Raw genomic sequence first — 26,482 nt, forward strand, 5'->3', positions numbered from 1 at the left:
ATCAGGCCTCCTGTATGCTTTGAAGTTCTTGTTCGGGCAGCTCGGCGAGCGGGAATATCAGCCGCACAACGGCGCCTGATCCGCTGGGTGGCAAATCGAGCTCGAGCCGCCCCTTGTGGTCTTCCATCACGCGTTTGACGATGGCGAGGCCGAGCCCCGTCCCCTTTTCACGCGTCGTCATATAGGGCTCGGTCAGGCGTTCCCTGTTCGGGGTCGGCCAGCCCAGCCCGTCATCCGTGACCGAAATCACGGCGAACCCATCGCGTTCAGCCAACTGGACCGAGATGGAGCCGGGACGACCGTCCTTTTCCATACGCGCTTCAACGCTTTCCGAAGCATTCTTGAGAATGTTCGCGAGCGCCTGCCCGGACAGACGCGCATCACAAAGCCCGAGGACCGGCTCGGCCGGCTTGTCGAAACGGACATCGATCCCGGACGATGCGACCCGCCGTGCGAAGACCGCCGACTTGGTCAGCTCGCCCAGCTCGACTTCCTCGACCTTGGGCTGCGGCATGCGGGCGAAGGAGGAGAATTCGTCGACCATTCGCCCGATATCGCTGACCTGGCGGATAATGGTCTCGGTACAACGGTCAAATGTCTCGAGATCGCTGTGGATCTCGGCGCGATACTTGCGCTTGATCCGTTCGGCCGAGAGCTGGATCGGCGTCAGCGGATTCTTGATTTCATGGGCAATCCGGCGGGCAACTTCGCGCCAGGCAGCATTGCGCTGCGCGGTCACCAGCCGGGTCACGTCATCGAATGTGATAACGAGTCCGGCTTCTTCATCCATCGAAGCGCGCGCCGTGATGTGCCGGATCTGCTCATCCGCTGTTTCAAGGTCGATCTGGGCTTCCGCGACGGCGCCGGGCCGGCGACGTGCTTCCTGGACGAGGTCATTGAGTGCCGGTGTGATGTCGTCCAGCCGGGTTCCGATCTGATCGTCCGATCCCGGCGACAGCATGCCGATGGCGGACCGGTTGATCAGTGTGACCTTGTCGTCCCTGTCCAGGCCAATAACCCCGGCACGCACGCCGGCGAGAATGGCCTCGATGAAGGCGCGGCGCTGCTCGCTTTCGGCATGGCTCTCGATCAACTCGCGCCGCTGGCTGCGCAATTGCCGTGTCATCCGGTTGAACGCACGGGCCAGCGCGGCGATCTCGTCATCATCACGCCCCATCTGGACGCGCGCTTCCAGATCGCCGCGTCGCACCCGTTCCGCCGCCGCGACAAGGCGGGAAATCGGCGTGACAACGCGGGTTGCGGCGCTCAGGCCCAGCCATACCGAGCCGATTAGGATCAGGGCCGCGACCTCGAAATAGAGCAGGAAGAAGGTCTGCCGGATCGAGTCTTCCTGCTCGTCGGCCCGGCGCAGGGCAACACGGGCCTCCTCCATTTGCCGGAACAGGTCAACATTCATCGGGATCGACGCGTAGAGATAGGCGTCATCATAGCCTTCCAGCTGATGCAGGAGGCGCACGACATCCGTCCCGACCGGCGTGAACTCCGGTGTCGACACGGCGACCCCGCCATCGCCCGCCAGCTCGTAGAGCCGGGTTGATGGCGCGACATAGGGCTCGTTCTCCTGGAAACGCGTGCGCGCCAGGAGATTGCCCCGCCCATCGACGATATAGGCCGCGGAAAAACGCTGCTCGGCTGCGAGCGAGCTGAGTCCCCAGACATACTGGATTCGGCTGGTGCTGAAGGCGTCGACCGCGTCCGGCTGGTTCAGGGCCTCGGCCATGGCGGCGAGCTTGTAGCCAGCTTCGGTGGTCTCGCGCTCATAGATCTCCCGCGCCACTGTCGCGGTACCGTCCACGACCGTCGAGATGCGTTCACCAAACCAGTAATCAACGCCGCGATTGAGGACAGCGCCGAGAAACAAGGCGGCCAGAACGGCCGGCGCTGCGGCGGCGAGCGAGAACAGGGCAACAAAACGCAGGTGGAGACGCGGGGTCGGTTCTCCAAACCGTCGTGCCCGGACCCGGCGCACGAAACGCACAACGACGACCGCGCCAAGCCCGAGGATCAGCACAGCATTGCCAACAAGCAACGCGGTCGCCGACCTGTCGCTGAGCCGCATCAGGCCGTTATCGCCGAGCAAGCCTGTCGCGGCGATGGTCAGGAAAATCGCTGACGTGACGAAGCCGACACCGAACAGCGCCGCGGAACGCGGAGAGATGTTACGTATCAACGGCTTCGATGCAGTATTCGGCAAGTGTGTGCTCACGTGTTGCAGATGCGCATCATTACTCCGATGTTGCACACAATCAACACCCGTGATGCATGGGTCACATATCGGCGTTTTCGCCATCCAGTTCGGCCAGCCTGCGGGCCAGCGTATTGCGGTTCAGGCCAAGCATTTCAGCAGCCCGTGACCGGTTGCCGCCGCAACGATCCAGCGCCTGACCGAACAAGGCCCGGTCCACGGCATCGATCGCGACATTGCGGGCATTCTCGCGACTCAGTGACAGGGCGGCGATGGCATTGGCGTGGACATCAAGCTCCTCACGGCTGTCGCCGGCATCAGCGGAAAACGCCACAAGAACATCATCCAGCCCGGCTACCCGGCCACGGGTGGCCAGCGACAGACGTGACAGGACGGAGCGCAATTCAACGACATTCCCGGTCCAGGCCGATCCCTGGAGATATTGCACCGCGTCCTTGGACAGGCGCACGACGTCCTGCTTGTCGCGACGGGAGAACTGGCCAAGGAAAGCATCGCAGAGCGCCGGTATGTCGCTGCGGCGTTCGCGCAGCGGCGGTACCGAGATCACGCATTCGCACAGGCGCGCGACCAGACGCGTATCGAGGCCGGCATCAGGGGATTGGGACGCGGTCGCAATGACCCGGCCGATCCCGGCATCCAGCGCGTCACGCGCGGCGCGCTGCTGTTCCGCATTCCATTCTTCCAGCCGCAGCCAGACGACCTGGCGGGCGGCCTGGGTTGAGCCGAATATTTCCGTCGCGGTATTGGACGGCGTCACGACCACGGCATCATCCGCCGAAATCCCGCGGGCACGGAGCAGCGCCTCGGCTGCCTGGCGCTTCCCGACACCGGGCTCGCCGGTGATCATCACATGCGCCTGGCTCGTCGCGGCGCGGGCAATCGCCTTGAACGAGGACTGCATCGCGGCGGACTGACCGATGAAGCCAGTGGGCTCTTCGGCCGCACGGCTCCGGCCGGTCTTGGCCTCATCGCCGAGCGCAGCCCCCACAGCCGAGATCATGTCATCGAGATCGAAAGGTTTGGGCAGATACTCGAATACCCCGCCCTTGGCCGCGTTGATTGCCGTTGATGCCGTCGCCTGGGCGCTCATCACGATGACTGGCATCTGCGGCCGCAAGCGCGAAACAAGTCCCAGATTTTCAAGGAAATTCGTGCCGTCGAGCAGCACGTCCGCGAGCAGGAGATCGCCTTCGCCGTTGCGGATCCAGTTGAGCGCGGTGTCCGGCGAGGCGGTCGCGCGAACCTGGTAACCCGCAGTGCCCAGCGCCCGTGACAGGATGAGCTTCAGGCTTTCATCGTCTTCCAGGAGTAGAATTCGGGCGGTCACGGCATGTCCTTTTTGGCAATCGGCAGGCGGATATTGAAAACTGTGCGCCCCCGCTGGCTTTCAAAGTCGATCTGGCCATCATGCAGGGCGGCGATGCGGGCCGAAAAGGCCAGCCCCAACCCCTCACCCGCCGGCTTGGTCGTCACGAAAGGGGTGAAGATACCTGATCCGAGCGCTTCGGGAATGCCCGGCCCATTATCCCGCACAGACAGAACCAACGGGGTCGGATTGCCGCCCGTCCGGCTTTTGGGGCCGGCGTCGAAACGGGTCTCCACGACGATTTCTGCTCCCGGGTCCGGCTTTACAGCGTCGACAGCGTTTTGCAGCAGATTCAGGACTGCCTGCATGAGCAGGTCCGGATCGCCGCTTATGGCGGGCAGGGACGGATCGAAATTGTCTTTCAGCACGCCCTTGGTGGCGGTGTCAGCCCGATTGAGGCTGTCAATCGCGCTGACGGCGAGCAGGTTCAGATTGATTTCCGTCTGCGCACCCAGCTGGATATCACCGACCCGGCTCCAGTGATCGGCCAGCCGGGTTATCCGGTCGACATCCTGGATGATCAATCGGGCCAGGTCGCGCGCGCCGTCGAGATCGGTTTCACGTCGGATCAACTGCGCGGCTCCGCGCACGCTGGCCAGCGGGTTCTTGAGTTCATGGGCCAGCATGCGCCCGAATCCCAGGGCCGGCGCCTCGGAAGCCTTGGCGCCAACTTCCCGGTGCGGCAGGATAGAGAGGATGAGCTGGCCATGCTCATCGGACCAGCGTGCATGCACGTCGAAGGGCCCGCTTCCACCCAGCATGCGGCCCAGTGCGACGACCGTGCGCCGGGCGCTGCAGGCCTGTTCGATGATGTCAGCGAGATGTGAGCAGGTCGCGGACAGGGTCCCGAACCGGCTCTTGCGCATGTGGCGCATCGACAGGCCCAGCCATTCCTCGGCCTGGGTATTGGCCCACAGGCAACGCGCTTCCGGTGAAAAGACCAGGACGGGGATCGCCGCCTGGTCGGCCGCCAATTGCGCCGCGCCGGGAGCAATCGCCGGCGTCATGCGACAGCGCGTCCGTCGAGATGACGCAAGCCATCGAGCGCCGCGCGGATATCGTCGGGCCGGTCCGAGCGGCACAGGCTGGCGCGTTGCGCCCGCACCCAGTCTGCGTCGCCAGCGCCGCATTCGACATCGCAGAAACTGGCAAAATGCTTTCGGATCATGCGGATGCCCAGGCCTTCGCCATAAAGGACAAGGCTGTCCTCGAACTGTTCGCCGAGGGCGTCGATCTTGTCCTGCCAGGGCGTTCCCGCGCCGCCCTGCCCGACCAGTTCGCGGCCGATCTCGCCCAACAGCCAGGGCCTTCCCTGGGCAGCGCGGCCGATCATCACCGCTGCGGCGCCGGACTGGTCGAGTGCGTCGCGGGCATGTTTCACGGTGTGGATATCGCCATTGACGATGACAGGGATATCAACCGCTTCGACCACAGCGCGAACGGCTTTCCAGTCGGCCTCGCCCTTGTAGAATTGCTGGCGGGTGCGGCCATGCACCGTGACCAGGCGGACCCCGGCATCGCGGGCGCGGCGTGCGAGGTCGGGCGCATTGAGGCTGGCATGATCCCAGCCCAGTCGCATCTTGAGCGTCACCGGCCGGCTGGTGGCGCCGACAGTGGCCTCGATCAGGGTCATGGCGTGGTCGAGATCGCGCATCAGGGCCGAGCCGGACAGGCCGCGTGTCACTTGACGTGCCGGGCAACCCATATTGATATCAATGACTTGTGCGCCTGCGTCTTCGGCGATCCGTGCCCCTTCAGCCATCCAGCGGGCTTCGCGGCCGGCGAGCTGGATGACACAGGGCCTGAGCGAGGCATCGAGGGCGGCCTTGCGGATCATGTCGCGCCGTCCGGCGGCGAGCGCGTCGGAAGCAACCATTTCGGAGACCACCATTCCGGCGCCAAAACGCTGGACCTGCCGGCGGAACGGCAGGTCCGTGACGCCGGACATGGGCGCCAGTATGGTCGGGATTTCAATGGTGTGGCGGTCGATCGAAAAGCGCATGCGGCTGGACAAATCCTCGTTGGGCGGCGTAAGCCCGAAGGCTAGCGAGTATGCTGCGCTGCGGCAATCCACGAGGCCTGTTGATGAAGATCGCTGCTGTCATTGTTGCCGCCGGTCGTGGTGAGCGGGCGGGTGGCGGCGTGCCGAAACAGTATCGCAAACTGGCTGGCAAGAGCGTGCTGGCCCGTACGCTTCATCGTCTGTGTCATGATGGCGTCTTCGTCGGCGTCTTCGTGGTGGTCAACCCGGCAGACCGGCACCATGTCGCGGCGGTCGAGGCGGAACTCGGCACGAAACTGGATACAATCCCGGGCGGAGCGACGCGGACGGCGTCGGTCCGCGCCGGTCTGGAGGCCGCCCGCGCCGCCGGGGCCGAGGCGGTCCTGATCCACGACGCCGCCCGGCCCTTTGTCAGCCGGACCCTGATCGAACGCCTGATCGGGGCGCTGGACGCCCATCCGGCAGTCATCCCCGCCCTGCCGGTCGCCGATGCCCTGTTCCGGACCGAGGGCGACACGGACCCAAAAATGGGCGAACCGGTTTCGCGGGACGCGCTGCAGGCGGCACAGACGCCGCAGGCCTTCCATCTCGCTCCGCTGCTTGAAGCCTTCGAGCAACTCGGTGACACCGCCCTGGCCGATGATGCGGCGGTGATCCGGGCAGCGGGCGGCGAGGTTGCGCTGATTGCCGGCGAGGCGGAGAATTTCAAGCTGACGACGTCAGCCGATTTTGCGCGGGCAGAAAGACAGGTCATGAGCGAGACGATCAGCGTTACCGGCCAGGGGTTTGACGTGCACCGGCTCGAGCCGGCTGAATTGATGTGGCTGTGCGGGATCGAGATCCGCGCCGGGCTGGGCCTTGTTGGCCATTCCGACGCCGATGCCGGCCTGCACGCCCTGACCGATGCCGTCCTCGGCGCGGCGGGCGCCGGTGATATCGGCCAGCATTTCCCGCCCTCCGATCCGCAATGGAAAGGCGCTGCCTCGGATGCCTTCCTGCGCCATGCCTTGACGCTCCTGGACGAAGCCGGCGGCGCGCTGGTCCATGCCGATCTGACGATCATCGCCGAACGGCCCAAGATCGGCCCGTATCGCGACGCCATGCGGGCAAGGATCGCCGCGCTGACCGGCCTGCCCCTGGCGCGGGTCAATATCAAGGCGACCACCACGGAAAAACTCGGCTTTACCGGGCGCGGCGAAGGCCTGGCCGCCCAGGCCATTGTCACAGCGAGACTGACATCATGATGTTCAACCATTCCCTTCTCGAACAGGCGGAAACCCTGCTTGATCGCGCCCGCACCGCCGGTGTCATGATCGCCACGGCCGAGAGCTGCACCGGCGGGCTGGTCGCGGCCCTGATGACCGAGATACCCGGCTCCTCGGACGTGGTGGACCGCGGTTTCGTGACCTATTCCAACGCCGCCAAGACCGAGATGCTGGGCGTTCCGGCGCGGGTGATCGAGGCCAATGGCGCGGTCTCGGTCGAGGTCGCCCGGCGCATGGCCGATGAAGCCCTCTTGCGCTCGAACGCCGATATCGCGGTCTCGATCACGGGCGTTGCGGGACCGGGCGGCTCGGAGCACAAGCCGGCCGGCCTTGTCCATTTCGCCCTTGCCTGCCGCGACAAGCCGACCCGCACCGAGATCCGCCGCTTTGGCGATCGCGGCCGCGAGGCGGTGCGCCTGGCGAGTGTCGCGACGGCGCTGGACCTATTGGCCGATGGCGTTGATTTCTTCGGCTAGATCGAGCGCCGGATCGCCTGTGCGGGCATGGCGCCGTTCGGCCTCGGCCGAGAATTTCTCGATCAGGACCCGGCCGGCGCGCTCACGATTGCTCTCCAGCAGGATTTGCAGGATCGGGTTCTTGAACTCGGCCCGGATCGTAAAATCAACCAGGCAGGACCCGTCCGACAGGGCAAAAAACCGCCAATGGTTTTCCAGCACCCGGAACGGGCCGGCCACAAAGCCGACATCGATCCGCCGCGCATCCCGGTCGGCCCGCACCCTGGATGTAAAACGCTCGGTCACGAATTTATAGCGCACCCGCGCTTCTGCGGTGAGCTCGGTCACACCGCCGTCACTGCGCTCGTCCTGCACGCGCATGGCGGTGATCTGCGGGATGAAGTGCGGATAGCGCCGGACATCGCCGACCAGCTCGAACAGATCGCCGGCGTCATGAAACAGGCGCAGGCGTTCGCGAACCTCAACGACCATGCTTGCCCCCTGCCCCTGACCTTGACAACCTGACCCGGCTCAATCAGCCGCGCGCCATCATCTGCTCGCGGGCCGCGCGCAGCTTGGCAAAGTCATCACCGGCATGGTGGCTCGAGCGGGTCAGCGGCGTCGCCGAGACCATCAGGAAGCCCTTGGCCCGGGCGATCGTCTCATAGGCCTTGAACTCGTCGGGATGCACGAAGCGGTCAACGGCCGCATGCTTGCGCGTCGGCTGGAGATACTGGCCGATGGTGAGGAAATCGATGCCGGCGGAACGCATGTCGTCCATCACCTGCATGACTTCTTCCTTGCTCTCGCCCAGTCCGACCATGATGCCCGACTTGGTGAATTGCGCCGGATCGCGCTCCTTCACCCGCTCGAGAAGCCGCAGCGAGTGGTAATAACGCGCGCCCGGACGGATGGAGAGATAAAGCCGCGGCACCGTCTCGAGATTATGGTTGAAGACATCCGGCCTGGCATCGATCACCGCTTCGGCGGCGCCCGGCTTGCGCAGGAAGTCCGGGGTCAGGATCTCGATCGTCGTCGCGGGCGTCGCGGCGCGGATCGCCTCGATCACATCAACAAAATGCTGCGCCCCGCCATCATCGAGATCATCGCGGTCAACCGAGGTGATGACGACATGATTGAGCCCCATCTGCGCGACCGCCTCGGCCACGCGGCGCGGCTCGTCCGTATCGACGGCGGCCGGCAGGCCGGTCTTGACGTTGCAGAAGGAACAGGCGCGGGTGCAGGTATCGCCCAGGATCATGAAGGTGGCGTGCTTTTGCTCCCAGCACTCCCCGATATTGGGGCAGCCCGCCTCCTCGCACACCGTCACCAGACCGCCATCCTTGACGATTTTCTGGGTCTGCGAAAACACCTTGCCCACCGGCGCCTTGACCCGGATCCAGTCCGGCTTGCGCAGCACCGGCGTATCCGCCCGCTTCTGCTTCTCCGGATGGCGAGCCGCGCGCGCCTCGGAGGCGGCAGAACGGGACGTATTGTCGATCAGATTGGCCATGGGGGCGATGTATGATGACAAGCGGGTTGTGGCAAGGTTGGGGGGCTGTGGTGTGTGGGGCACGTGGATCGGCCCACTCAAGACTGCCTAGCGGAAAACTTGGTACAATAAACGAATTCGTACTTCTCTGATACTTCTTGCAATAGCCTGCTCTGATAGCTACTTAAGCTTGCATATCTGGTGGAAGGTCGAAAATTATGGCGGACAAAAAAACAATATTTATCGCGTTTGCGATTGAAGATGAGAAGCAGAGAGATTTCCTGAAGGGTCAATCACTCAATAACTCTTCCCCATTTGAGTATATCGATATGTCGGTCAAAAAGGCCTATGATAAAGACTGGAAAGACAAAGTTCGAACGCGGATCAAGCGATCAAACGGAATTATTGCTCTTATTAGCAAAAACTCTCTGAACTCAAGCGGGCAGAAGTGGGAGATCAATTGTGCAAAAGAGGAGGGTGTTCCCGTGCGCGGTATTTGGGCTTACACGGATGATCGGGCGAATATTGAGGGCGTAAATACAGAAGTTTGGAATTGGGCAAACATCGCGGCATTTATTGATAGCCTCTAACTCGGAAAAAACAAATATATGAAAAAAGCGCTCATCGTCGGCATAGATCATTACAATAATATTTCCCCACTCTATGGATGTGTGAACGATGCTCACCAAGTCAAAGGCATACTTGAACGTCACGCCGATGGTAGCGTAAATTTCGGAGTCAATCTTCTTGCAGGCACTGACGGGCTTGACCGCACCGAGCTAAGGGAGGCGGTAAAACAGCTTTTCGCGGGCGATTGTGAGACCGCGCTATTTTACTTTGCTGGGCACGGTTATGTTGAATCTACGGGTGGGTATCTGTGCCCATCAGACTGCGCAAGCGGCGACGACGGACTTGCCCTCAGCGAGATCATGACGTTAGCGAACAAGTCCAATGCTCGTAATAGGATCATTCTGCTTGATAGCTGCCATAGCGGCGTAGCCGGTCAGAGTGCACTCTCACCAATTTCCGAATTAAGTGAAGGAGTTACTATCCTGACCGCTTCTACAGCAGAGCAATATGCATCGGAGGTGAACGGGGCGGGGGTTTTCACAGACCTGCTCGTAGACGGTCTAGCCGGCGCGGCCGCCAATCTTGTCGGCGACGTGACACCAGGTGCCGTGTATGCTCATATTGACCAGTCTTTAGGGCCGTGGGCCCAGCGACCTGTATTCAAAACAAATGTGAAGTCATTCGTATCGCTGCGAAAAGCAAATCCGGTCCTTCCGCTCGAGGAGTTACGGCGGATTGGGGAGTTTTTTTCCTTGTCCAGGCTATCAATTTGCGCTGGATCCAGCCTTTGAACCAGAACGATCAGAAGCCGAAAAGGCTGCGGCCGACTACGTTGAACCGGACCCCGAGAAGAATGCAATTTTTAAAATTCTGCAAAAATTCAATCGGGTGAATCTGGTGGTTCCGTGCGATGCGCCGCATATGTGGCACGCTGCGATGCAAAGCAAGTCATGCAAGCTTACGGTGCTAGGTGAGCACTATCGTCGCCTCGTTGCTGGAGCGCTAATCTGAGGGTCTGGGCAAAAAAGGACTCCACCACGTTCGCGCCCACACCCCACCCCTTAAGCCCCATGCCAGCCAGCGGGCCGTATCCGGTTCTTCAGGTCAAGGGCCCGTCGGGCCGCGTGGCGGGCATGCCCCTTGACCTGAAGGACCGGATACGGCGATCTCCCGGCAAGGTGTTTAGGGCGTGGTGTGCGCCCGGCGCGATTGTTTGATGGCGGGCGCGGGACTGCCGGGGGATCAGCGTTCCTGGGTCTGGCGCAGGTCACCCACTCCGTCTCGCCCTGCGGGCGATCCACCTCGCCCATCAAGGGCGAGGACCTTGTGCCGTGCTTTTCTTCCCCACTTGTGGGGAAGTGGGCCGGCGCGCAGCGTCGGGTCGATGGGGCCGAGCGTCAGCGAGGGATGGGCGTGGCAGTCCGCCTGCGGCGGCCCCTCCGTCTTGTCGCTGCGCGCCAAGACACCTCCCCACGCTGTGGGGAGGAAAAGGCGATGGCGCTCGCCCAAGCACAGCCCGGACACCTGGCTTCCCCCCTCACCCGGCCCATCCTTGCTTTCCCGCCTGCAACGCGCTTTGTGGGAACATGGCCGATCCGGCCTGGAGGGAAACGATGATCTTGCGGAGTCTTGCCATCGCCCTGCGCAAGCAGGACTGGGTTACTGTGGTGATCGAAACGCTGATCGTAGTGTTCGGCGTGTTTATCGGTCTGCAGGCCAATAACTGGAATGAGGCGCGGCAGGAGCGGGTCGAGACGCACAGCATGCTGGAGCGACTGGAGCGGGATTTCGAGCAAAAACTGGGGCTGACCGAGCGCGGGATTGAAAGGCAGTTGGTGCTTCTGGAGGTCACCAGTCGGTTGATCAACGGGATTCGTGCCGGCCAGCTGGATGACGAGACCCTGGCCGCCGACCTTGCCCTGGTGGATTCCGTGGTGTCGACCCCCGGACCCTCCGTTGCCTTCCAGGAACTGGTATCGACCGGCCGGCTGCGCCTGATCAGGAGCGAGGCCTTGCGGGACGCACTGTATGCCTATGACGGCTATATCAGCTTGTTGCGCGGCCAGCTTTCACAAATCCATACCCCTATGAGCGAATTGGGGCGGGTTATCATCCGCGCAAAGAGGTTGGAACTGTCAGGCCAACCCTCGGAAACCTTTGCGCAGATTGGCCGGGTCGAGGCTGTCGACCGCGCGGTCCTGCTGGAAGATGCTGACATCATGAATGCCCTGCAGGGCGCCTATGTCATTCAGGACAACTCTCATCTCGTCCTGGTTTACCTGCAGGCGCGGATCGCGGTCATTCTCGAGCTTCTGGCCGAAGAGCGCGGCGTTCAGGCGGACTGACCGACACCCGGATCGGGCGAGTATTCCAAAGCACGTCTGCCCCCAGAACCAGCAGCGCGTCGGGGAAGGGTTGAAATGCACCCCGCGCTACCTTGCACTGCAGCATATATCCCCTAACCTCGCGCCACCTTGTTGTTTGTGTTGGGGGATTCGGTCGTGACGTTGTTTTTTGGGGCTACCAGATCGGCGTCCGAGCCGGTGCATCTGATCGGCTTTCATGTCGCAGCCGACGGGAGCCGGCTTTATGACCGGCTGGCCCTCGTGATCGAGGCGGATGGCCGGGTGTCAGGCCGGGCCGACCGGATTGCCGAGCGTGACGGGGTGGCGCGGCCGGCCGAGGCGCGTGGGCTGTTGATGGGCGCACAACTCGCCCTGATGCTTGAATTTGCAGGCGGAAACAGCGCGGCCGAAGCGGGCGTCATGCTCGATCTGGCGCCCGAGGCACGGCGGCACGGGGCGGCGCTGGCCGGGCGGATTGCCGGTCCGGGCGGCACCGCCGCCCAGCCCTATGTCATGGCACACGCGCCGGCCGCACGGCTCGACCGCTCACCCACCCATGGCTGGGGCACGGTCCTGGTCGCGCCCGTCTCTGTCGGTGAGACCGTGCTGGGCATTGACGGCCCGGTCGGCGCGCGCCAGACGCCCTATTCCTTCCGCACCGATGATGATCGCCATGTCGAGCCGACGGGGTACGGGCATTTCGTCAATCATGCCTGCGAGCCGAGTTGCGGGATCGTCTATGACAGCGAGACCGCCCTGCCGACGCTGGTGGCATTGCGGGATCTGGCCGCCGGCGAGGAAGTGACGTTTGACTATACGCGCACGGAAGGCGATCTCGCCGGCGCGTTTGCGTGCCGCTGCCCGGCCAAAGTCCACAAGGTCTGAGGCGGATCAGTCGCTGAAGCGGAGGCGGATCGGTGCGCGGCGTCCGGGGCCCTGCATGGCCGTGCGGACATGCGAGTTGAAGCGCAGATTGGTCATCATGACCTGGTCGTCGAAGGTTTCCGCGAGGAGGTCATTATCGACGATGAAACTGGCCTGTTCGGCCGGCACGTCGGCCGTGAAATAGATCCAGGCAAACTCGCCATCGAGCTCGGCGCCGACATAGTGCAGCGTCATCAGATCGCCCTCGCCGCCGGCCATGCGGAAAAGCGGGCCGACATAGGCGCCAACGGCGGCAAGACCGCCCTCGGTGACGAGATAGGCATCGGAATCCTGCTCGCTCCGGCCAAGGGCTTCCATGAGGTCATGGGCATAGACGCGATGGATGATCTCCATCTCCTCGGTGCGCGGATTGACGGCGACCTCGGTGACGCCGGCATGCATGCGATGGGCAAGCGACGGGGCTGTCGCAAGCGACAGCCCCGCCAATGCGGTCAGGAGGGTCAGTGTGATGCGCATGCGGCGCTTGCCCTCCCCTTCACCTATTCGGGACGCGTGCGGACACTGTCGCGCGTCACGCGCTGGTCCATGTCGTCCATCATGCTCGACGGGTTGGAGCTGGAGCGATAGAGCTCCAGACGCGTCGGCTCGATGCGTGGCGGATAGTAATTATCCGTGCGGTCGGCATCGGCGGTCTCGCGCAGCGGGTCGAGCTCGACCGAGACGACCTGGCGATCGGTGACATAGGTCCAGGTCACATTGCGCGGATCATAGCGCCAGACCTCGGCCGGAATGCGGACCAGGTCGGTCGTGCCATCCGCGAAGGTGAATTCGAGGATGATCGGCATGACCACGCCGCCTTCATTGGTGAAGTCGAGATAATAGACGCGGTCGCCGCGCTCCAGAATCTCCTGTTCCCAGTCCTCGAGCTCGCCCTGGAAGCGCGCATAAGCCTCACGCTCGCGCTCGGTGACCGTGAACGGGTCATTGCGCGAGTAGAAATCCTGCACCTCGGGATTGCGATCGGCATAGGTCACGATGCCCTCTTGCGCATTGCGCTGCGGGGTCAGGTTCTCGCGAAGCGCGGTGTCGTCGGCGCGCTCCAGGAGGCTCTCAATGGCCGGGTCCTCGGTGTTGAACGTGCCTTCTATGACTCGGTCGAGCGAGATGTCGACATGGTCGGTGGAGTAGAACCAGCCCCGCCAGAACCAGTCGAGATCAACGCCGGACACTTCTTCCATCGTGCGGAAGAAGTCATAGGGTGTCGGGCGACGGAAGCGCCAGCGCTCGGAATAGGCGCGGAAGGCATCGTCGAAGAGCTCGCGCCCCAGCACCGTCTCGCGCAGCACGACCAGCGCCGTGGCCGGCTTGCCATAGGCGTTGGAACCGAACTGAAGGATCGAGTCCGACTGGGTCATGATCGGCATCTGGTCGCTGGACGCCATGTAGTCGGCGATCAGGTCGGGATCCCCGCGACGCGACCGGAAGCCCTCTTCCCATTGCTGTTCGGCCTCGAATTGCAGGAAGGTGTTGATGCCTTCATCCATCCAGGTCCACTGGCGCTCATCGGTATTGACCACCATCGGGAAATAGATGTGACCGATCTCGTGGATGATCACGCCGATCAGACCGCGCTTGGCGAGGAGCGAATAGCTCAGATTGCCGTCATCATCGACCATCGGACGGCCATAGGTGCCGCCATTGAAGGTGATCATCGGGTATTCCATCCCGCCCTGCGGTCCGGCGATCGATTGCGCGACCGGATAGGGATAGGGGAAGGCGAACTCGTTATAGACCGCCAGCGTGTGCTCGACGGCGCGGGTCGAATAGGTCGACCAGAGCGGCTCGCTCTCATTGGGATAGAAGGACATCGCCATGACGAGGTCGGGCGCTTGGCCCATCCCGTCCTGCTCGACACCGACCGCGTCCCAGATGAATTTGCGCGAGCCGGCCCAGGCGAAATCGCGGACATTCTCGGCCCGGAACTCCCAGGTCGCCATGGACCGTGTGCCGCGGCGCTCATTGGCGCGGGCTTCCGCCGGGGTGACAATGAAGACCGGCTCGTCGGAGGTGCGGGCTTCTTCGAGACGTTCGCGCTGCGGCTGGGTCAGGACCTCGTCCGCGTTCTGCAGCTCGCCGGTCGCGGAGACGATGAAGTCCTGCGGGACCCGGATCGAGACGTCATAATCGCCGAATTCCAGACCGAATTCACCGCGACCGAGAAAGGCCTTGTTGTGCCAGCCCTCATAGTCGGAGAAGACCGCGGCGCGGGGGAACCACTGGGCGATCTGATAGATGCAATCGGCGCCGGTATCCTCGGTCTCCTCGAAGCATTCCCAGCCGGCGCGGCCGCCAACGACCTGGGTCTCGACCAGACGATAATCCCACTCGATGGTGAAGGTGACGCTGTCGCCGGTTTCCAGGTCCTCATCCAGGTCGAGCCGCAGCAGCGTGTCGACAATGGTGTAGTCCATCGGCTCGCCATTGGCGTCCGTCACTCCGGTGATGTTGAAGCCGTAGCCATCCTCTTCCAGCATCTGGCGACGGCGCAGGGAGCTGGCGGAAATGCCTTCCGGCATGGCTTCGCCAACGCGGCCCGAGGCGCGTCCGCCGCCGCCGACCGTCTCGGTCATGACCGCGATGGAATCGGGACGGAAACGGTTCTGGTCGAGCAGGAACCACAGGAAATCAAGCGTATCGGGGGCGTTGTTGGTGTAGGTCACCGTCTCGGTGCCGAAGAGATGCTTGGCCTCTTCATCGAGACGGATGTCGATGTCGTAATCGACCTGCTGCTGCCAGTAGTCCGGACCCGGTGCGCCGGTGGCCCGGCGCTCGCGATTCGGTGACGGCCAGTCCTCGTCCTCGAGCTGGCGGAAGGCGTCACGCCAGTCATTGACGGTCTGCTGGACAGGCTGGGCGACCGCGACGTTCAACGTCGCAGCCGCCGCAGCGAAGGCAATCATGTTAAGTGTGCGCATTATTCCCCGATACCCTTTCATGGGACAGTTTAGCGGGGAGATTTAGCGCGCGCACCCGGTCAGGTCACCCCTGCCTTTCCGCATTGTCATGATGCGGTTTGCCGCCATCGGCTCAGCCCACCCCGGGTGCAGCCAGCGCCGGAGCCGGTTCGCGGCGCTTGCCCAGCGCCATGATCCAGGCACCAAGGCCGATGAAGAGCAGCAGGAAGCCGATCAGGAAGCCGAGCCCGCCAATGGCGCCGAAGGCGGCGAAGACCGCGACGACAGCGAAGGTCGAGAGCAGGCGCATGCCCAGACCCAGCGTCTTCTCGGACGGCGTGCGGTTGAAAATCATGTCGCCCACCGCAACAGCGCCAAAACCCATGCACAGCAGCATGAAGGGCCAGAAGACCAGCCACATGATCGGGATCAGCAGGATGCCGACCACCGTGATCGCCAGCAGGATGGTCATGATGATCAGGAAGACCGGCGACAGGGCAAAGCCGAGAAAGCCGAAGAATCCGCTGACAACCGGGCGCTCGCGGAAACGGGCGGCCACAGAGGCCACCCCGTTGGGCGCCAGCAGCAGGGCGAAGGCGGCGATCAGGAAGACGGCGCCCGGGATGAACAGGCCGAACACGCCGGTTGGCGCGTCGAAATCGAAATCAATGTGATCCCAGTCCTTCGCCCCGAAATTGAACTGGCGGTACTCGTAATCATAACTGCCGAAGCTGCTATCCTCCGCGATCACCGGTTCTTGCGGAGAGCGGATGCGCAGCTCGCCGGCGACCCGGGTGCCATCAAGGATGTAGACCTCCTCGGCCATGATCTCGACCGAGTCGAGAAAGACGCCGGCAAGATGGATCTCGCCGCCCTCGATATCGACCGGTCCGGCGTATTCGCCAGACAGGTGGACTTCACCGCCGACTATCTCTGCAGATCCGGCAAAGCGGCTGGCCTCGCTGGTCTCGACGTAACCGCCGGCCATCTTGGCGTCGCCACTCACCTGGCTGTCGATCTGGACGTAGCCGGAGGCCGCATTGAGCATGCCGCCAATGGTGCCGGAAATACGTGATTCACCACCGGCAAAATTGGCATCACCGCCTACATTGGCGCGCGATTCAACATCGCCGCCGGCCAGGTCGATGTCTTGCCCCACAGTGCCGGACACGTCGACCTCGCCACCGACGAGTTGGACGGAACCGGTGACGTCGGCATCAATGTTGACCATGCCGGCCACGCCCTTGATGTCACCGTTGATCTGGCCGCGAACGCTCATCTCTCCGCCAAGAAAGATGACGTCATTATTGCTGCCATTGACTTCGACATCGCCGCCGATGACCTGGGCCGACGCGGCGCCTGCGAAAAGGGAAATGGCCAGCCCCCCGGCCATGATCCACTTTTTCATCATGATGTTGTTCATTATCAGATCTCCCTGCGCCCCCCGGCGGTCAGGTGAAAGTTTCACATGCGGGTGAGTGGCAGGCTCAGTTGTCAATCAGGTCGTCACAGTCGCGGCCATTGCGCGGCTGATAGTCCAGACCGGAAACCCGGGCGCCATTACGGGTGACCGGAGCCTCCTCAGCCCAGACCGTTACGCCGGGGCTGACACGGCTGGACTCGGTGAAGACCACCGAGATGGCGCAGATTTCGCCACCACCGGACAGCGTGCCACCGACTTCAACAAGTCCGCGCTGTTCATTGCGGCGGGAGCGGCGGATTTCCTCGGCGGCGACCAGCTTGACCGACCCGACCGCTTCGCCGGTGAAACGGATTTGATCGGCCTGGGCGTGAACGGAATCGCCGAACCAGCCGGCCAGGCGCATTTCGCCGGCCGCCAGCGCGGCCTCGCCATGGGCGCGGCCGGAAAAGTCGATTTCGCCACCGGCCAGGCTGAGTTGGTCATCGACCTCGGCAGAGAAATCGATATCACCACCGGCAATCGAGACCTCGCCGCGGACATGCCCGGAAAAGTCGACATCGCCACCGGCGATCGAGGCCTCACCGCCGATATCCATATTGTCGATATCAATATCGCCTGCGACCAGGCTGAGATCACCACCGATCCGGCCACGCAGGTTCAGATCGCCGGCAAGGCGACTGTAATCACCATCGCGATCAAGCACGACATAGCCGTCAGAGGTGCGGGTATCATGGCTGCTCAGCATCTTGCTGTCGTCTTCGCCGGCAACAACGATCACGCAGCCTGATGTCATCAGCGCGGTGGTCAGGGCCGAAGCGGCCAGCAGGACCTTTTGCATGCAAGTCTCCCGTTCATGCCGGGGCTGTTCGAAGCCCGGCCACACGCTCCCCAGCGATGAGTCGAAGCTTACATTATCGAAAAACGATATCAACTTGTTTTTTCGTTTTTCGATAAATTATTTCCGTATATCGCGATATTCGGGGCGCTGATGATTGTGAATCATTCCTCCCCCTTCCCTATGCGTCAGCCAAGCGTAATATCCCGGGTCAAACGAGCGTCCGCGACAAGCGGGCGCCGATGGGAGGATTACATGGCTGACACAACAGCCGCCGGAAACATTCCGGCTGATGCCGACTTGCCGGTGCGGGACTCGTCGATCGGGAAGATCTTCAAGGGCCCCGGTTTCAACCTCAAGCGGATCCGCAAGTCGGTCTTTGCTGCCCTGCTTGATTCCAGGCGTCGGTATGGCAGCAAGAAGCTGGCGGCGGTCGATGCCGACGGACGCGAGCTGAGCTTTGGCGACCTGACCAAGGCGGTCTTCGCACTTGGTCATTCTCTGAAAGCCGGCACGCAGCCCGGTGAGGCAGTTGGCGTCCTGCTGCCGACGGGGGTCGGCGCCATCATCTCCTTCTACGCGGTATCGGCCTATGGCCGCGTGCCCGCCATGCTCAACTTCACGGCTGGCGAACGGGCGCTCAAGGCAGCCTGCCGGGCCTGCAAGGCCAAGCGCATTGTCACCGCCCGCCGTTTCATCGAGCTGGGCGAATTGCAGGAGCTGGAAGCCGCACTCAAGGAAGATCACGAGCTGATCTATCTCGAGGATGTTCGCGAGAACCTCTCGACCATGGACAAGCTGGCGGCAGCGATCGGCATGGTGGCGCCCTTTCTGGTACGCGCCCATCCGGACCCGGACAGCCCGGCTGTCTATCTCTTCACATCCGGCACCGAAGGTGATCCCAAGGGGGTTGTGCTGAGCCATGCCAACCTGCTCGCCAATGTCGAACAGGTGCGCGATCATGTCCGCATCCTGCCGACCGACGTGCTGTTCAACCCCCTGCCCACATTCCACTGTTTCGGACTGACCGGCGGTGTGCTGGTGCCGCTCGGCCTCGGCGTGCCGGCAATCTGTCATCCCACGCCGCTCCAGGCGAAGACCATCGTCAAGCGGATTGCCGAAACCAAGGCGACCATCCTGTTTGCCACCGATACCTTCATGAACCAGTACGCACGGGCCGCCGATGGCAATGACCTGTCATCGCTGCGCATGGCCGTGTGCGGCGCCGAACGGGTCAAGGACGAGACGCGCTCCTCGCTGCGTCGACGCTTCAACCTGGAAATCGTCGAAGGCTACGGCCTGACCGAAGCGGCGCCCGTCTTCTCGGTCAATCAGCCGGACAATAACAGGCCCGGCACAGTCGGCCAGATCATGCCCGGTTGTGAGGCACGCCTCGTACCCGTACCGGGCATCAATGATGGCGGGCAGCTGCACATCAAGGGTCCGAATATCATGAAGGGCTATATCCGCCCCGATGCCCCGCTGGTGCTTGATGCGCCGGTCGAGGGCTGGCATGACACGGGCGATATCGTGTCGATCGACGAGGACGGCTTCATCTCCATCCGAGGCCGCGTGAAGCGCTTCGCCAAGCTGGGCGGCGAGATGGTGTCGCTCGCCGTGGTCGAGAACTGCGCGACCTCGCTGTGGCCGGACAACATGCACGCCGCCGCCTCGATTCCCGACAAGCGCAAGGGTGAGCAGATCATCCTGCTGACGGACTATGAGAAGGCCGATCGCGGCGATCTGGTCGCCTTCGCGCGCAATCATGGCATTTCCGACCTCGCCATTCCGCGCAAGATCATCAAGGTCGACAGCATCCCGGTGCTGGGCACGGGCAAGACTGATTACGGCTCTGTCCAGAAGACCGTCGAAACCCTGATGGCCGGGGATGCCGCCCCGATCGCCGAGCCGGCTGAATAGGGGGCGATCCCGGGCCTCGGGCTCGCTTGGGGTCCGGGGCCCGACAATCTCGCCGAAACAAGAGGGAGCTGGAAACGGCGGGTGAAGCCTTGGCCTCACCATGACAGCCGGACCCCGGAGACTGGATCGGCGCCGGCCAGGCCGGCGCTGAAAACCCTGGACGCGGCAATCAGATGTGTTCGCAGCTGCGATTGCCCAGTGGTTCGAAGCGGAAACCCTCGCCGCCCGGGCGCTGGTCGGCAATCACCAGCAAATCGCCCCGGATTGTGGCGCCGCGACGGATTTCGACCTGGGCCGCACAGATCACCCCGCCCTGCTGCAGCCGACCGGCCAGCTCGACGCGGCCATTGCCATGATCATCGCGACCATGACCGCGTAAGGTCACCGGACCGGCGATGTCGGCGCGCAGGATCATCCGGCCACCATCCATCTCCAGCCCGCCATCAACCCGGCCGGCCAGTTCCACGCGTCCCGCGGCGACCACGAGATCGCCATTGATGATGGCATCGACATAGCCGGTACCGGCTTCGATCTGGGCATCGCCCGCCACCGTCCCGGTGAAGCGGACCCGGCCTCCGGCCGCTGTCAGATTGCCACCGACGCGGGCATTCGAGCGCACCGTCGCGCCGGCCAGGTCCAGATCGCCACCGACATCGCCATCAGCGCCGACAAACATGCCGGCAAACTCGGCATCGCCGGGCACATCAACATGACGCGAGGCGACCAGCCCGGCCGATTCAACGGATCGGCTATCACCCTGCCCCGACACCGAATAGGTGCAGGCGGACAAGGCAAGGGCGGCGGTGGCGGAAAGCAGGATTCGGGTCAGCATGGCATCCTCGCAAGGGTCTGGTTTGCCCCTTGGATGCCTGCACGCGCCCGATTGGATGCAGCGTGTCGAAAATTCTTCCCGGCCTAGATGTGCAGCGCCTTGCCATAGGCATCGAGCACGCTCTCATGCATCATTTCCGACAGGGTCGGATGCGGGAAGACCGTGTGCATCAGCTCGGCCTCGGTGGTCTCGAGCTGGCGCCCGACCACATAGCCCTGGATCATCTCCGTGACTTCGGGTCCCACCATGTGGGCGCCCAGCAGTTCACCGGTCCCGGCGTCGAATATCGTCTTCACCAGGCCCTGGTCATCACCCAGCGCGATGGCCTTGCCATTGCCGACAAAGGGGAAGCGCCCGACCTTGACCGCATGACCGGCCGCCCGGGCCTTCTCCTCGGTCAGCCCGACAGAGGCGACTTGCGGATGGCAATAGGTGCAGCCCGGGATATTGCCGGTCTCGAAGGCGTGAACATTTTCACCGGCGATCTTCTCGATGCAGACCACGCCCTCATGGCTGGCCTTGTGGGCGAGCCAGGGCGGTCCGGCCACATCCCCGATGGCATAAAGCCCCTTCACATTGGTCCGGCCATAGCCGTCATTGACGACATGGCCCCGGTCGATTTTCACGCCGAGCGCCTCCAGCCCCATGTTTTCGATATTGGCGGCGATGCCGACGGCCATGATGACCTTCTCGACCTCGACGATCTCGACCTTGCCCTTGGCGTCCTTGACATGAACCTTCACCGTCCCGGCGGTCTTCTCGAGCTTTTCGACCTGGGCCGAGACCATCAGCTTGAGGCCCTGTTTCCTGAAACTCTTGGCGGCGAAGGCGGAGATTTCTGCGTCCTCGACCGGCAGCACACGGTCCATCATCTCCACGACCGTTACATCCGCACCCATCGTGTTGTAGAAGCTGGCGAATTCGATACCGATCGCGCCGGACCCGATGACCAGCAAGGATTTCGGCATGGCATCCGGCACCATGGCTTCCCGATAGGTCCAGATCTTGTCGCCATCCGGCTCCAGCCCGGCCTGTGGGATGGTCCGGGCACGTGCGCCGGTGGCGAGGATGACGTGCTTGGCCGTGTACCGGTCCCCGCCGACGACAACCGTCGGCGCGTCCTTGCCCTTTTCCAGGGCGGCCGTGCCTTCAATCACCGTGATCTTGTGCTTTTTCATCAACATGCCGATGCCGCCGGTCAGGCGCGAGGACACCTTGCGTGAGCGCTGGACGACAGCCTTGATGTCGAAGGTGATCTTCTCGGCCGACAGCCCGAAGTCACCGGCATGTTGCATGAGATGATAGACCTCGGCCGAGCGCAGCAGCGCCTTGGTCGGGATGCAGCCCCAGTTGAGGCAGATACCGCCGAGATTGTCACGCTCCACGACGGCGGTCCTGAAGCCGAGCTGGGCCGCCCGGATCGCCGCCACATAGCCGCCGGGCCCACCACCGATCACGATCACATCGAAAGCGCCTGCGCTCATGGCATCCTCACATATTTCGCTAGCGAACCAAAAATGGTTCCGGTATCAGCGGGATACCAGTCAGCGGGCCAGGGATCAATGCAGCTGCCGAGTAACCGGCTCAACAGGTGTCTCCCCTTAAGCGCGTCACCCAAATCTATCGAATTTGGCGTTGCATTTATCGCCTTTAAAGCGAAGACTTGAGGGCATCAACCTGAGGGAGGATTCTATGGGTTTGAAACGTTCTAGAGCCAAGTGGCTGGGCGCGATCGGTGCGCTCCTGGTGTCGTCAGGCGCCATCGCGCAGGAACCGTTCATCGGTCAAATCACGGCGGTCGGGGAGACTTTCTGTCCGCGCAATTTCATGGAGGCCAGCGGCCAGCTCCTGCCCATTTCCAGCAACACCGCGCTCTTTTCCCTGATCGGCTGCCAGTATGGCGGGGACTGCCGGACCACGTTTGCCCTGCCCGATTTGCGCGGGCGCGCCATGATTTCCCACGGCCAGGGACCGGGACTGCCCTATTACCAGCAGGGCGCCACAGGCGGCCGGACCACGCACACCATGAACGTGACCGAGATGCCAAACCATCGCCATTCCATGATGGCGTCGACGGACGCGCCGGTTACAAATTCCCCGTCCGGTGCTGCCATGCCGACCTATACCGACCCGACGTCCGAGATCTACTCGGATCAGGCGCCAGGCTCGGCCCCGCTGAACTCCCTGGTCATCGGGCCAGCCGGCGGCAGCCAGCCTTTTTCAATCACCCAGCCGACGATCGCGCTTCGCATGTGTGTCGCCGTTTTCGGGATTTACCCGTCGCGCTCGTAAGGCGCGGTCTTGAAGGGAGAATGACATGTTGAAACATTTTGTAGGCGCGGCAGTGCTGGGCGCGAGCGCCCTCGCCGCACCGTCCGCCATGGCCCAGTCAGAGCCATTCGTTGGTCAGATCACACCGTTCGCCAACACTTTCTGCCCGCGCGGCTGGATGGAAGCCAATGGATCGCTCCTGCCAATCGCGCAGAATGACGTCCTGTTTTCGCTGTTCGGCACCACATATGGCGGCGATGGACGGAGCAGCTTCGGAATTCCGGACCTGCGCGGCCGGATGGCAGTCGGTCAGGGCCAGGCGCCCGGCCTGAGCATGCGTACCCAAGGGTCCGCTTTCGGCGCAGACTCGGTGACGCTCACCGTCTCGCAGATGCCGAATCACAACCACAGCTTTCGCGTCTCAAGCTCGTCCCCGAACCAGGCTTCGATCGGCAATGCCACACTGGCGACATTCCCGGCGACCCGACCGGCGTACGCGCAAGGCGTGAACATGACCGCGACGCTGAACACCAACGCCATCTACTCAACGGGTGGCAATCTATCGATCAACATCCAGCAGCCCTACAACACGGTGCGCTGGTGTGTCGCGACGGTAGGTATCTACCCATCGCGGAACTAGGGGGAACTCCATGAAACACATGATCAAAACCGCTATCATGGCCGCCGCGCTCGCGGCGCCGGGGCTCGGCGCTGGCGCGCAGGCGCAGGCCAGCCCGACCATGGGTGACATCATCGTGGTCGGCTTCAACTTCTGTCCGCGATCCTACATGGACGCGCACGGCCAGATTCTGCCGATCAACCAGTACCAGGCGCTATATTCGCTATTCGGGACGACCTATGGCGGTGACGGACGGACGACCTTCGCCCTGCCCGACCTGCGCGGACGCACCGCGGTGAATCACGGCCAGGGGCCTGGCCTGCCGGCCTACATCCAGGGCCAGAGGTTCGGCAGCGAGTCGGTGACGCTGTTGCAGGGCAATCTCGCGCAACACAACCACCTGACGGCCGGCACCCACTCGCCGCCCAACGAGGAAACCCCTGGCGGCAACACGCTCGCCAGCTTCCCGGCCGGAAATATCTATACGACCGGTGCGCTCGACCAGCAGATGGCGAACACGACGGTCAGTCACACAGGCGGTGACCAGCCGGTTCAGGTTTCCGCCCCGTCCATGACCCTTCGCTACTGCGTGGCGGTCCAGGGCCTTTTCCCGTCACGCCCGTGACCGGATAGGAATGATCCAGTCTGATGACGGGCCCGCTGCAAGGCGGGCCCGTTTTCATGTGGCGAGGGGCTATTCCGCCGCTTGGCTCGCGCCGGCATAGACGGAGTTGCGCGGTCGGGCCAGAACGCGCCGGACCATGGGCTCGAAGAAGTCCAAAGGCTCGCTTTGGTAATTGCCATCGAAGGCCGCCTGGTCGTACCTGGCACAGAATTCCTCGCAGGCGGCAAAGTGCGGATGGTCGCGGAATTGCTCGCGGGCATCGCGATCGCCGCCGATATGATGGAAGAAATAATAACCCTGGAAATAGCCGTGATGGGCGACAATCCAGTGGTTCTCCTCGCTGAGGAAGGGTTTCAGGATCGCAGCGGCAATATCCGGGTGATTATAGCTGCCCAGCGTGTCGCCGATATCATGCAGCAAGGCCATCACGACATATTCCTCGTCCCGTCCGTCGCGATGGGCCCGGGTCGCGGTCTGCAGGGAATGCTGCAGCCGGTCGATCGGAAACCCGCCGAAATCACCATCCAGAAGGCGCAGATGGTCTAGCACCCGCTCGGGCAGTTTCTTTGCGAAGGGACCGAACTGGCTGGCGATCACGCCCCAGTCCTCGGCCGTCCCGTCTTCCATCGCGGTGAATTTCGCGCGCGGCGCCCCGGCATTGTCCTGTGACATGCTGCCCCCCCTTTTGCCATACCCTGAACTCGAAGCAAGGCAGAGGCAAGCAGGCAGCCATGGCCGAAGCGCTAGAGATCGACCAGCGTCTGGGTCAGATCGCTGTCCGGATTGTCGCCGGTATTGGTGACGCCGGCCTTTTCGATCAGCAGGATGTGCACGGTCTCGGTCTGGGTGATCGGGCGGTGGCGCACGCCCTTGGGAATCACGCAAAGCTCTCCCGGTCCCAGGATGACGGCTTCCTGCCCCTCGATTTCGATTCGCAAAATGCCTTGCGTGACCAGAAAAAGCTCGTCCTCATCGACATGGCAGTGCCAGTCGAAAGAGCCGGCCCCCTTGGCCAGTTTGAGGTCGTAATTGTCGAGCCTGGCGATGCGCTTGGGCGACCAGACGTCCTCGAACTGGCTGTGTTTTTCAACCAGCGATATCGCTTCAACCGTCATCCCGGCCTCCCCCGTGCTGCGACTCGCGTATCAATGTCGCTTGGTGAAACGAGCTTAACCGCTGACAGGAGCCTGCCAAATGACCGGAATCAGTGATCTGGCGACGCTCCTTGCCGGCCTGCGCCCGGAACCCGATCCGCAACGCTATGGCTTCGTGACCGGCCCGCGCGACAAGCTGGCCCGTCATTTGGACACCGCGTTGATGTGTTTCCATGAAGACGAGGGCACGACGCTGATCCTGCCCTATGACGCCGCCAGGGTCGCCGGGCTCGACCCGATCTTTCCCTGCCGCCGCATCACGCTTGCCGTTCACTCCTCGCTCGAGGCGGTCGGTTTCATGGCCCATATAGCTGCGGCGCTAGCCGCCGAAGGCATTGGCTGCAATCCGGTCGCCGGCTATTTCCACGATCATGTCTTCGTGCCGGAAGACCGCATCGGCGACGCCCTCGCCGCGCTCAAGGCGCTGGCGCGCGCCAGCGGGCGCGAATTCGATTGACCGGCTCACTGCCCACGCGTAATTGCGCGCTCCCGAGCTTGATGGATCGCCGCGCGTGAGCCTGTTGCCCCAGGGCCTGACCGGCCTGCCAGCCTTCGATATCGACACGCTGTGCGATGCCCTCGCCGGACCCGGCTTTGCGGCTGTGTGCCTGACCGATACTGACATGCTGGCGGCCCTCCGCCAGGAAGCCGAGGCGCTCTGGCAGGAAGACGCGCTCACCCCGGCCGGCATCGGTCGTGCCGAGGATCACGACCTCATTGCCCGCATCCGCCGCGACAAGACGAAATGGCTCGACGGGTCGACGCCGGGCCAGATCGCCTATCTGGCGTTCGCCGAGACGCTACGCTGCGAGATCAACGCCCGGCTGATGCTGGGCCTGTTCGCCTTCGAGGCGCATTTTGCGGTCTATGAGGCCGGCGCCTTCTACAAGCGCCATGTCGACAGTTTCCGCGGTGCCCGCAACCGGGTGCTCTCGACCGTGCTCTATCTCAATCCGGACTGGCACGAGGGCGATGGCGGGCATTTGCGGATCTATGGCGAGGATGACCGCGAGCTGAGCGAGCTGCGCCCGGAATTCGGCACGCTGGCGGTCTTCCTGTCCGAGGAAATCCCGCACGAGGTCACCGTGTCCAATCGTGAGCGCTTCTCGATCGCCGGCTGGCACCGCTGCAATGATCGCGGGCTTGCCCCGGCCCTGCAGGTTCGGGCCCTGCCAATCGCCGGGTGACCTTTTTCTTCCCCATTTCATGGGGAAGTGGCCCTGCGTAGCCCGGACGCAGTCG

25 protein-coding genes and 1 pseudogene are annotated in these 26,482 nt (G+C 63.1%); 12 read left to right on the top strand and 14 right to left on the bottom strand.

Features of this window, described 5'->3' with window-relative positions; genetic code table 11:
* Window position 1 precedes the first annotated feature (1 nt).
* The 4 genes from QZZ02_RS03620 to dusB form a co-directional block, all read right to left on the bottom strand.
* Window positions 2–2,191 carry a PAS domain-containing sensor histidine kinase gene (locus QZZ02_RS03620; RefSeq protein ID WP_291842462.1) on the bottom strand — a complete coding sequence of 730 codons (2,190 nt, stop codon included), beginning with the start codon at window positions 2,189–2,191 and terminating at the stop codon, window positions 2–4.
* 97 nt (window positions 2,192–2,288) lie between these two features.
* Window positions 2,289–3,554 carry a response regulator gene (locus QZZ02_RS03625; protein WP_291842463.1) on the bottom strand — a complete coding sequence of 422 codons (1,266 nt, stop codon included), beginning with the start codon at window positions 3,552–3,554 and terminating at the stop codon, window positions 2,289–2,291.
* Window positions 3,551–4,600 (bottom strand): ATP-binding protein, encoded by a 1,050-nt coding sequence (locus QZZ02_RS03630; protein WP_291842464.1) that lies wholly within the window; start codon window positions 4,598–4,600, stop codon window positions 3,551–3,553. Before QZZ02_RS03630 ends, QZZ02_RS03625 begins: the two co-directional genes overlap by 4 nt.
* A complete protein-coding gene (gene dusB, locus QZZ02_RS03635; protein WP_291842466.1) occupies window positions 4,597–5,595 on the bottom strand; it encodes a tRNA dihydrouridine synthase DusB in 999 nt (332 codons plus the stop codon). The genes QZZ02_RS03630 and dusB overlap by 4 nt, the downstream gene beginning before the upstream one ends.
* Before the next feature lie 80 nt (window positions 5,596–5,675).
* Here dusB and QZZ02_RS03640 point away from each other — a divergent pair, with 80 nt between their 5' ends.
* Window positions 5,676–6,839 carry a bifunctional 2-C-methyl-D-erythritol 4-phosphate cytidylyltransferase/2-C-methyl-D-erythritol 2,4-cyclodiphosphate synthase gene (locus QZZ02_RS03640; protein ID WP_366511489.1) on the top strand — a complete coding sequence of 388 codons (1,164 nt, stop codon included), beginning with the start codon at window positions 5,676–5,678 and terminating at the stop codon, window positions 6,837–6,839.
* Window positions 6,836–7,336, top strand: coding sequence for a nicotinamide-nucleotide amidohydrolase family protein (locus tag QZZ02_RS03645; protein WP_291842468.1), 501 nt, complete (start codon window positions 6,836–6,838; stop codon window positions 7,334–7,336). The genes QZZ02_RS03640 and QZZ02_RS03645 overlap by 4 nt, the downstream gene beginning before the upstream one ends.
* Here the strand turns inward: QZZ02_RS03645 and QZZ02_RS03650 are convergent.
* Both QZZ02_RS03650 and lipA read right to left on the bottom strand, forming a co-directional pair.
* A complete protein-coding gene (locus QZZ02_RS03650; RefSeq protein WP_291842470.1) occupies window positions 7,304–7,807 on the bottom strand; it encodes a type II toxin-antitoxin system RatA family toxin in 504 nt (167 codons plus the stop codon). The two genes, QZZ02_RS03645 and QZZ02_RS03650, sit on opposite strands and share 33 nt — an antisense overlap.
* A gap of 43 nt (window positions 7,808–7,850) precedes the next feature.
* The gene (gene lipA / locus QZZ02_RS03655; RefSeq protein WP_291842472.1) at window positions 7,851–8,828 is read right to left on the bottom strand and encodes a lipoyl synthase; all 978 of its coding nucleotides are present in this window, start codon (window positions 8,826–8,828) and stop codon (window positions 7,851–7,853) included.
* A 197-nt stretch (window positions 8,829–9,025) separates the two neighbouring features.
* On the opposite strand from lipA, the gene QZZ02_RS03660 reads away from it, so the two are divergent.
* The 4 genes and pseudogenes from QZZ02_RS03660 (at window position 9,026) to QZZ02_RS03675 (ending at window position 12,607) form a co-directional block, all read left to right on the top strand.
* The gene (locus QZZ02_RS03660; RefSeq protein WP_291842473.1) at window positions 9,026–9,397 is read left to right on the top strand and encodes a TIR domain-containing protein; all 372 of its coding nucleotides are present in this window, start codon (window positions 9,026–9,028) and stop codon (window positions 9,395–9,397) included.
* Between the two features lie 18 nt (window positions 9,398–9,415).
* Window positions 9,416–10,388 (top strand): annotated as a pseudogene (locus QZZ02_RS03665) (caspase family protein).
* A gap of 602 nt (window positions 10,389–10,990) precedes the next feature.
* A complete protein-coding gene (locus QZZ02_RS03670) occupies window positions 10,991–11,722 on the top strand; it encodes a hypothetical protein (protein WP_291842476.1) in 732 nt (243 codons plus the stop codon).
* Window positions 11,723–11,878: 156 nt separating this feature from the next.
* Window positions 11,879–12,607: an SET domain-containing protein-lysine N-methyltransferase gene (locus QZZ02_RS03675; RefSeq protein ID WP_291842477.1), complete on the top strand. Its 729-nt coding sequence runs from the start codon at window positions 11,879–11,881 to the stop codon at window positions 12,605–12,607.
* A gap of 6 nt (window positions 12,608–12,613) precedes the next feature.
* Here the strand turns inward: QZZ02_RS03675 and QZZ02_RS03680 are convergent, their stop codons facing one another.
* From QZZ02_RS03680 to QZZ02_RS03695, 4 genes are all read right to left on the bottom strand, one after another.
* Window positions 12,614–13,123 carry a DUF6702 family protein gene (locus QZZ02_RS03680; RefSeq protein ID WP_291842478.1) on the bottom strand — a complete coding sequence of 170 codons (510 nt, stop codon included), beginning with the start codon at window positions 13,121–13,123 and terminating at the stop codon, window positions 12,614–12,616.
* 23 nt (window positions 13,124–13,146) lie between these two features.
* Window positions 13,147–15,582, bottom strand: a complete 2,436-nt coding sequence (locus tag QZZ02_RS03685) for a M1 family metallopeptidase (protein ID WP_291842479.1) — start codon at window positions 15,580–15,582, stop codon at window positions 13,147–13,149.
* A gap of 112 nt (window positions 15,583–15,694) precedes the next feature.
* Window positions 15,695–16,984 carry a hypothetical protein gene (locus QZZ02_RS03690; protein WP_291842480.1) on the bottom strand — a complete coding sequence of 430 codons (1,290 nt, stop codon included), beginning with the start codon at window positions 16,982–16,984 and terminating at the stop codon, window positions 15,695–15,697.
* Between the two features lie 64 nt (window positions 16,985–17,048).
* Window positions 17,049–17,822: a hypothetical protein gene (locus QZZ02_RS03695; RefSeq protein WP_291842481.1), complete on the bottom strand. Its 774-nt coding sequence runs from the start codon at window positions 17,820–17,822 to the stop codon at window positions 17,049–17,051.
* A gap of 252 nt (window positions 17,823–18,074) precedes the next feature.
* Between QZZ02_RS03695 and QZZ02_RS03700 the strand changes: the two genes are divergently transcribed.
* Window positions 18,075–19,739 carry an AMP-binding protein gene (locus QZZ02_RS03700; protein WP_291842482.1) on the top strand — a complete coding sequence of 555 codons (1,665 nt, stop codon included), beginning with the start codon at window positions 18,075–18,077 and terminating at the stop codon, window positions 19,737–19,739.
* A 169-nt stretch (window positions 19,740–19,908) separates the two neighbouring features.
* Here QZZ02_RS03700 and QZZ02_RS03705 read toward each other — a convergent pair whose 3' ends face one another.
* Together QZZ02_RS03705 and lpdA are read right to left on the bottom strand one after the other, a co-directional pair.
* Window positions 19,909–20,571 carry a hypothetical protein gene (locus tag QZZ02_RS03705; RefSeq protein WP_291842484.1) on the bottom strand — a complete coding sequence of 221 codons (663 nt, stop codon included), beginning with the start codon at window positions 20,569–20,571 and terminating at the stop codon, window positions 19,909–19,911.
* Window positions 20,572–20,654: 83 nt separating this feature from the next.
* Window positions 20,655–22,055 (bottom strand): dihydrolipoyl dehydrogenase, encoded by a 1,401-nt coding sequence (gene lpdA, locus QZZ02_RS03710; protein WP_291842485.1) that lies wholly within the window; start codon window positions 22,053–22,055, stop codon window positions 20,655–20,657.
* 208 nt (window positions 22,056–22,263) lie between these two features.
* Here lpdA and QZZ02_RS03715 point away from each other — a divergent pair, with 208 nt between their 5' ends.
* The 3 genes from QZZ02_RS03715 to QZZ02_RS03725 are packed head-to-tail and all read left to right on the top strand — an operon-like array spanning window position 22,264 to window position 24,086.
* Complete coding sequence (locus tag QZZ02_RS03715; RefSeq protein ID WP_291842487.1) at window positions 22,264–22,863, top strand: tail fiber protein; 600 nt, start codon at window positions 22,264–22,266, stop codon at window positions 22,861–22,863.
* Between the two features lie 25 nt (window positions 22,864–22,888).
* The gene (locus tag QZZ02_RS03720) at window positions 22,889–23,482 is read left to right on the top strand and encodes a tail fiber protein (RefSeq protein WP_291842488.1); all 594 of its coding nucleotides are present in this window, start codon (window positions 22,889–22,891) and stop codon (window positions 23,480–23,482) included.
* A 10-nt stretch (window positions 23,483–23,492) separates the two neighbouring features.
* A complete protein-coding gene (locus QZZ02_RS03725) occupies window positions 23,493–24,086 on the top strand; it encodes a tail fiber protein (RefSeq protein ID WP_291842489.1) in 594 nt (197 codons plus the stop codon).
* Window positions 24,087–24,155: 69 nt separating this feature from the next.
* Here the strand turns inward: QZZ02_RS03725 and QZZ02_RS03730 are convergent, their stop codons facing one another.
* Both QZZ02_RS03730 and QZZ02_RS03735 read right to left on the bottom strand, forming a co-directional pair.
* Window positions 24,156–24,758 (bottom strand): HD domain-containing protein, encoded by a 603-nt coding sequence (locus tag QZZ02_RS03730; protein WP_291842490.1) that lies wholly within the window; start codon window positions 24,756–24,758, stop codon window positions 24,156–24,158.
* A gap of 71 nt (window positions 24,759–24,829) precedes the next feature.
* A complete protein-coding gene (locus QZZ02_RS03735) occupies window positions 24,830–25,201 on the bottom strand; it encodes a cupin domain-containing protein (protein WP_291842492.1) in 372 nt (123 codons plus the stop codon).
* A 79-nt stretch (window positions 25,202–25,280) separates the two neighbouring features.
* Here QZZ02_RS03735 and QZZ02_RS03740 point away from each other — a divergent pair, with 79 nt between their 5' ends.
* Both QZZ02_RS03740 and QZZ02_RS03745 read left to right on the top strand, forming a co-directional pair.
* Window positions 25,281–25,697 (top strand): ACT domain-containing protein, encoded by a 417-nt coding sequence (locus QZZ02_RS03740; protein ID WP_291842493.1) that lies wholly within the window; start codon window positions 25,281–25,283, stop codon window positions 25,695–25,697.
* A gap of 55 nt (window positions 25,698–25,752) precedes the next feature.
* Complete coding sequence (locus QZZ02_RS03745; RefSeq protein ID WP_291842494.1) at window positions 25,753–26,427, top strand: 2OG-Fe(II) oxygenase; 675 nt, start codon at window positions 25,753–25,755, stop codon at window positions 26,425–26,427.
* The last annotated feature ends 55 nt before the right edge of the window (window positions 26,428–26,482 follow it).

Origin of the sequence: Maricaulis sp. (assembly GCF_015665295.1) — a bacterium.
Classification (GTDB): domain Bacteria; phylum Pseudomonadota; class Alphaproteobacteria; order Caulobacterales; family Maricaulaceae; genus Maricaulis.

Excerpts from the sequence above, each read along its gene's own strand:
- QZZ02_RS03630 (WP_291842464.1), bottom strand. The coding sequence starts at position 4,600 with ATGACGCCGGCGATTGCTCCCGGCGCGGCGCAATTGGCGGCCGACCAG.
- dusB (WP_291842466.1), bottom strand. The coding sequence starts at position 5,595 with ATGCGCTTTTCGATCGACCGCCACACCATTGAAATCCCGACCATACTG.
- QZZ02_RS03645 (WP_291842468.1), top strand. The coding sequence starts at position 6,836 with ATGATGTTCAACCATTCCCTTCTCGAACAGGCGGAAACCCTGCTTGAT.
- QZZ02_RS03650 (WP_291842470.1), bottom strand. The coding sequence starts at position 7,807 with ATGGTCGTTGAGGTTCGCGAACGCCTGCGCCTGTTTCATGACGCCGGC.
- lipA (WP_291842472.1), bottom strand. The coding sequence starts at position 8,828 with ATGGCCAATCTGATCGACAATACGTCCCGTTCTGCCGCCTCCGAGGCG.
- QZZ02_RS03660 (WP_291842473.1), top strand. The coding sequence starts at position 9,026 with ATGGCGGACAAAAAAACAATATTTATCGCGTTTGCGATTGAAGATGAG.
- QZZ02_RS03670 (WP_291842476.1), top strand. The coding sequence starts at position 10,991 with ATGATCTTGCGGAGTCTTGCCATCGCCCTGCGCAAGCAGGACTGGGTT.
- QZZ02_RS03680 (WP_291842478.1), bottom strand. The coding sequence starts at position 13,123 with ATGCGCATCACACTGACCCTCCTGACCGCATTGGCGGGGCTGTCGCTT.
- QZZ02_RS03685 (WP_291842479.1), bottom strand. The coding sequence starts at position 15,582 with ATGCGCACACTTAACATGATTGCCTTCGCTGCGGCGGCTGCGACGTTG.
- QZZ02_RS03690 (WP_291842480.1), bottom strand. The coding sequence starts at position 16,984 with ATGAACAACATCATGATGAAAAAGTGGATCATGGCCGGGGGGCTGGCC.
- QZZ02_RS03695 (WP_291842481.1), bottom strand. The coding sequence starts at position 17,822 with ATGCAAAAGGTCCTGCTGGCCGCTTCGGCCCTGACCACCGCGCTGATG.
- QZZ02_RS03700 (WP_291842482.1), top strand. The coding sequence starts at position 18,075 with ATGGCTGACACAACAGCCGCCGGAAACATTCCGGCTGATGCCGACTTG.
- QZZ02_RS03705 (WP_291842484.1), bottom strand. The coding sequence starts at position 20,571 with ATGCTGACCCGAATCCTGCTTTCCGCCACCGCCGCCCTTGCCTTGTCC.
- lpdA (WP_291842485.1), bottom strand. The coding sequence starts at position 22,055 with ATGAGCGCAGGCGCTTTCGATGTGATCGTGATCGGTGGTGGGCCCGGC.
- QZZ02_RS03715 (WP_291842487.1), top strand. The coding sequence starts at position 22,264 with ATGGGTTTGAAACGTTCTAGAGCCAAGTGGCTGGGCGCGATCGGTGCG.
- QZZ02_RS03720 (WP_291842488.1), top strand. The coding sequence starts at position 22,889 with ATGTTGAAACATTTTGTAGGCGCGGCAGTGCTGGGCGCGAGCGCCCTC.
- QZZ02_RS03725 (WP_291842489.1), top strand. The coding sequence starts at position 23,493 with ATGAAACACATGATCAAAACCGCTATCATGGCCGCCGCGCTCGCGGCG.
- QZZ02_RS03730 (WP_291842490.1), bottom strand. The coding sequence starts at position 24,758 with ATGTCACAGGACAATGCCGGGGCGCCGCGCGCGAAATTCACCGCGATG.
- QZZ02_RS03735 (WP_291842492.1), bottom strand. The coding sequence starts at position 25,201 with ATGACGGTTGAAGCGATATCGCTGGTTGAAAAACACAGCCAGTTCGAG.
- QZZ02_RS03740 (WP_291842493.1), top strand. The coding sequence starts at position 25,281 with ATGACCGGAATCAGTGATCTGGCGACGCTCCTTGCCGGCCTGCGCCCG.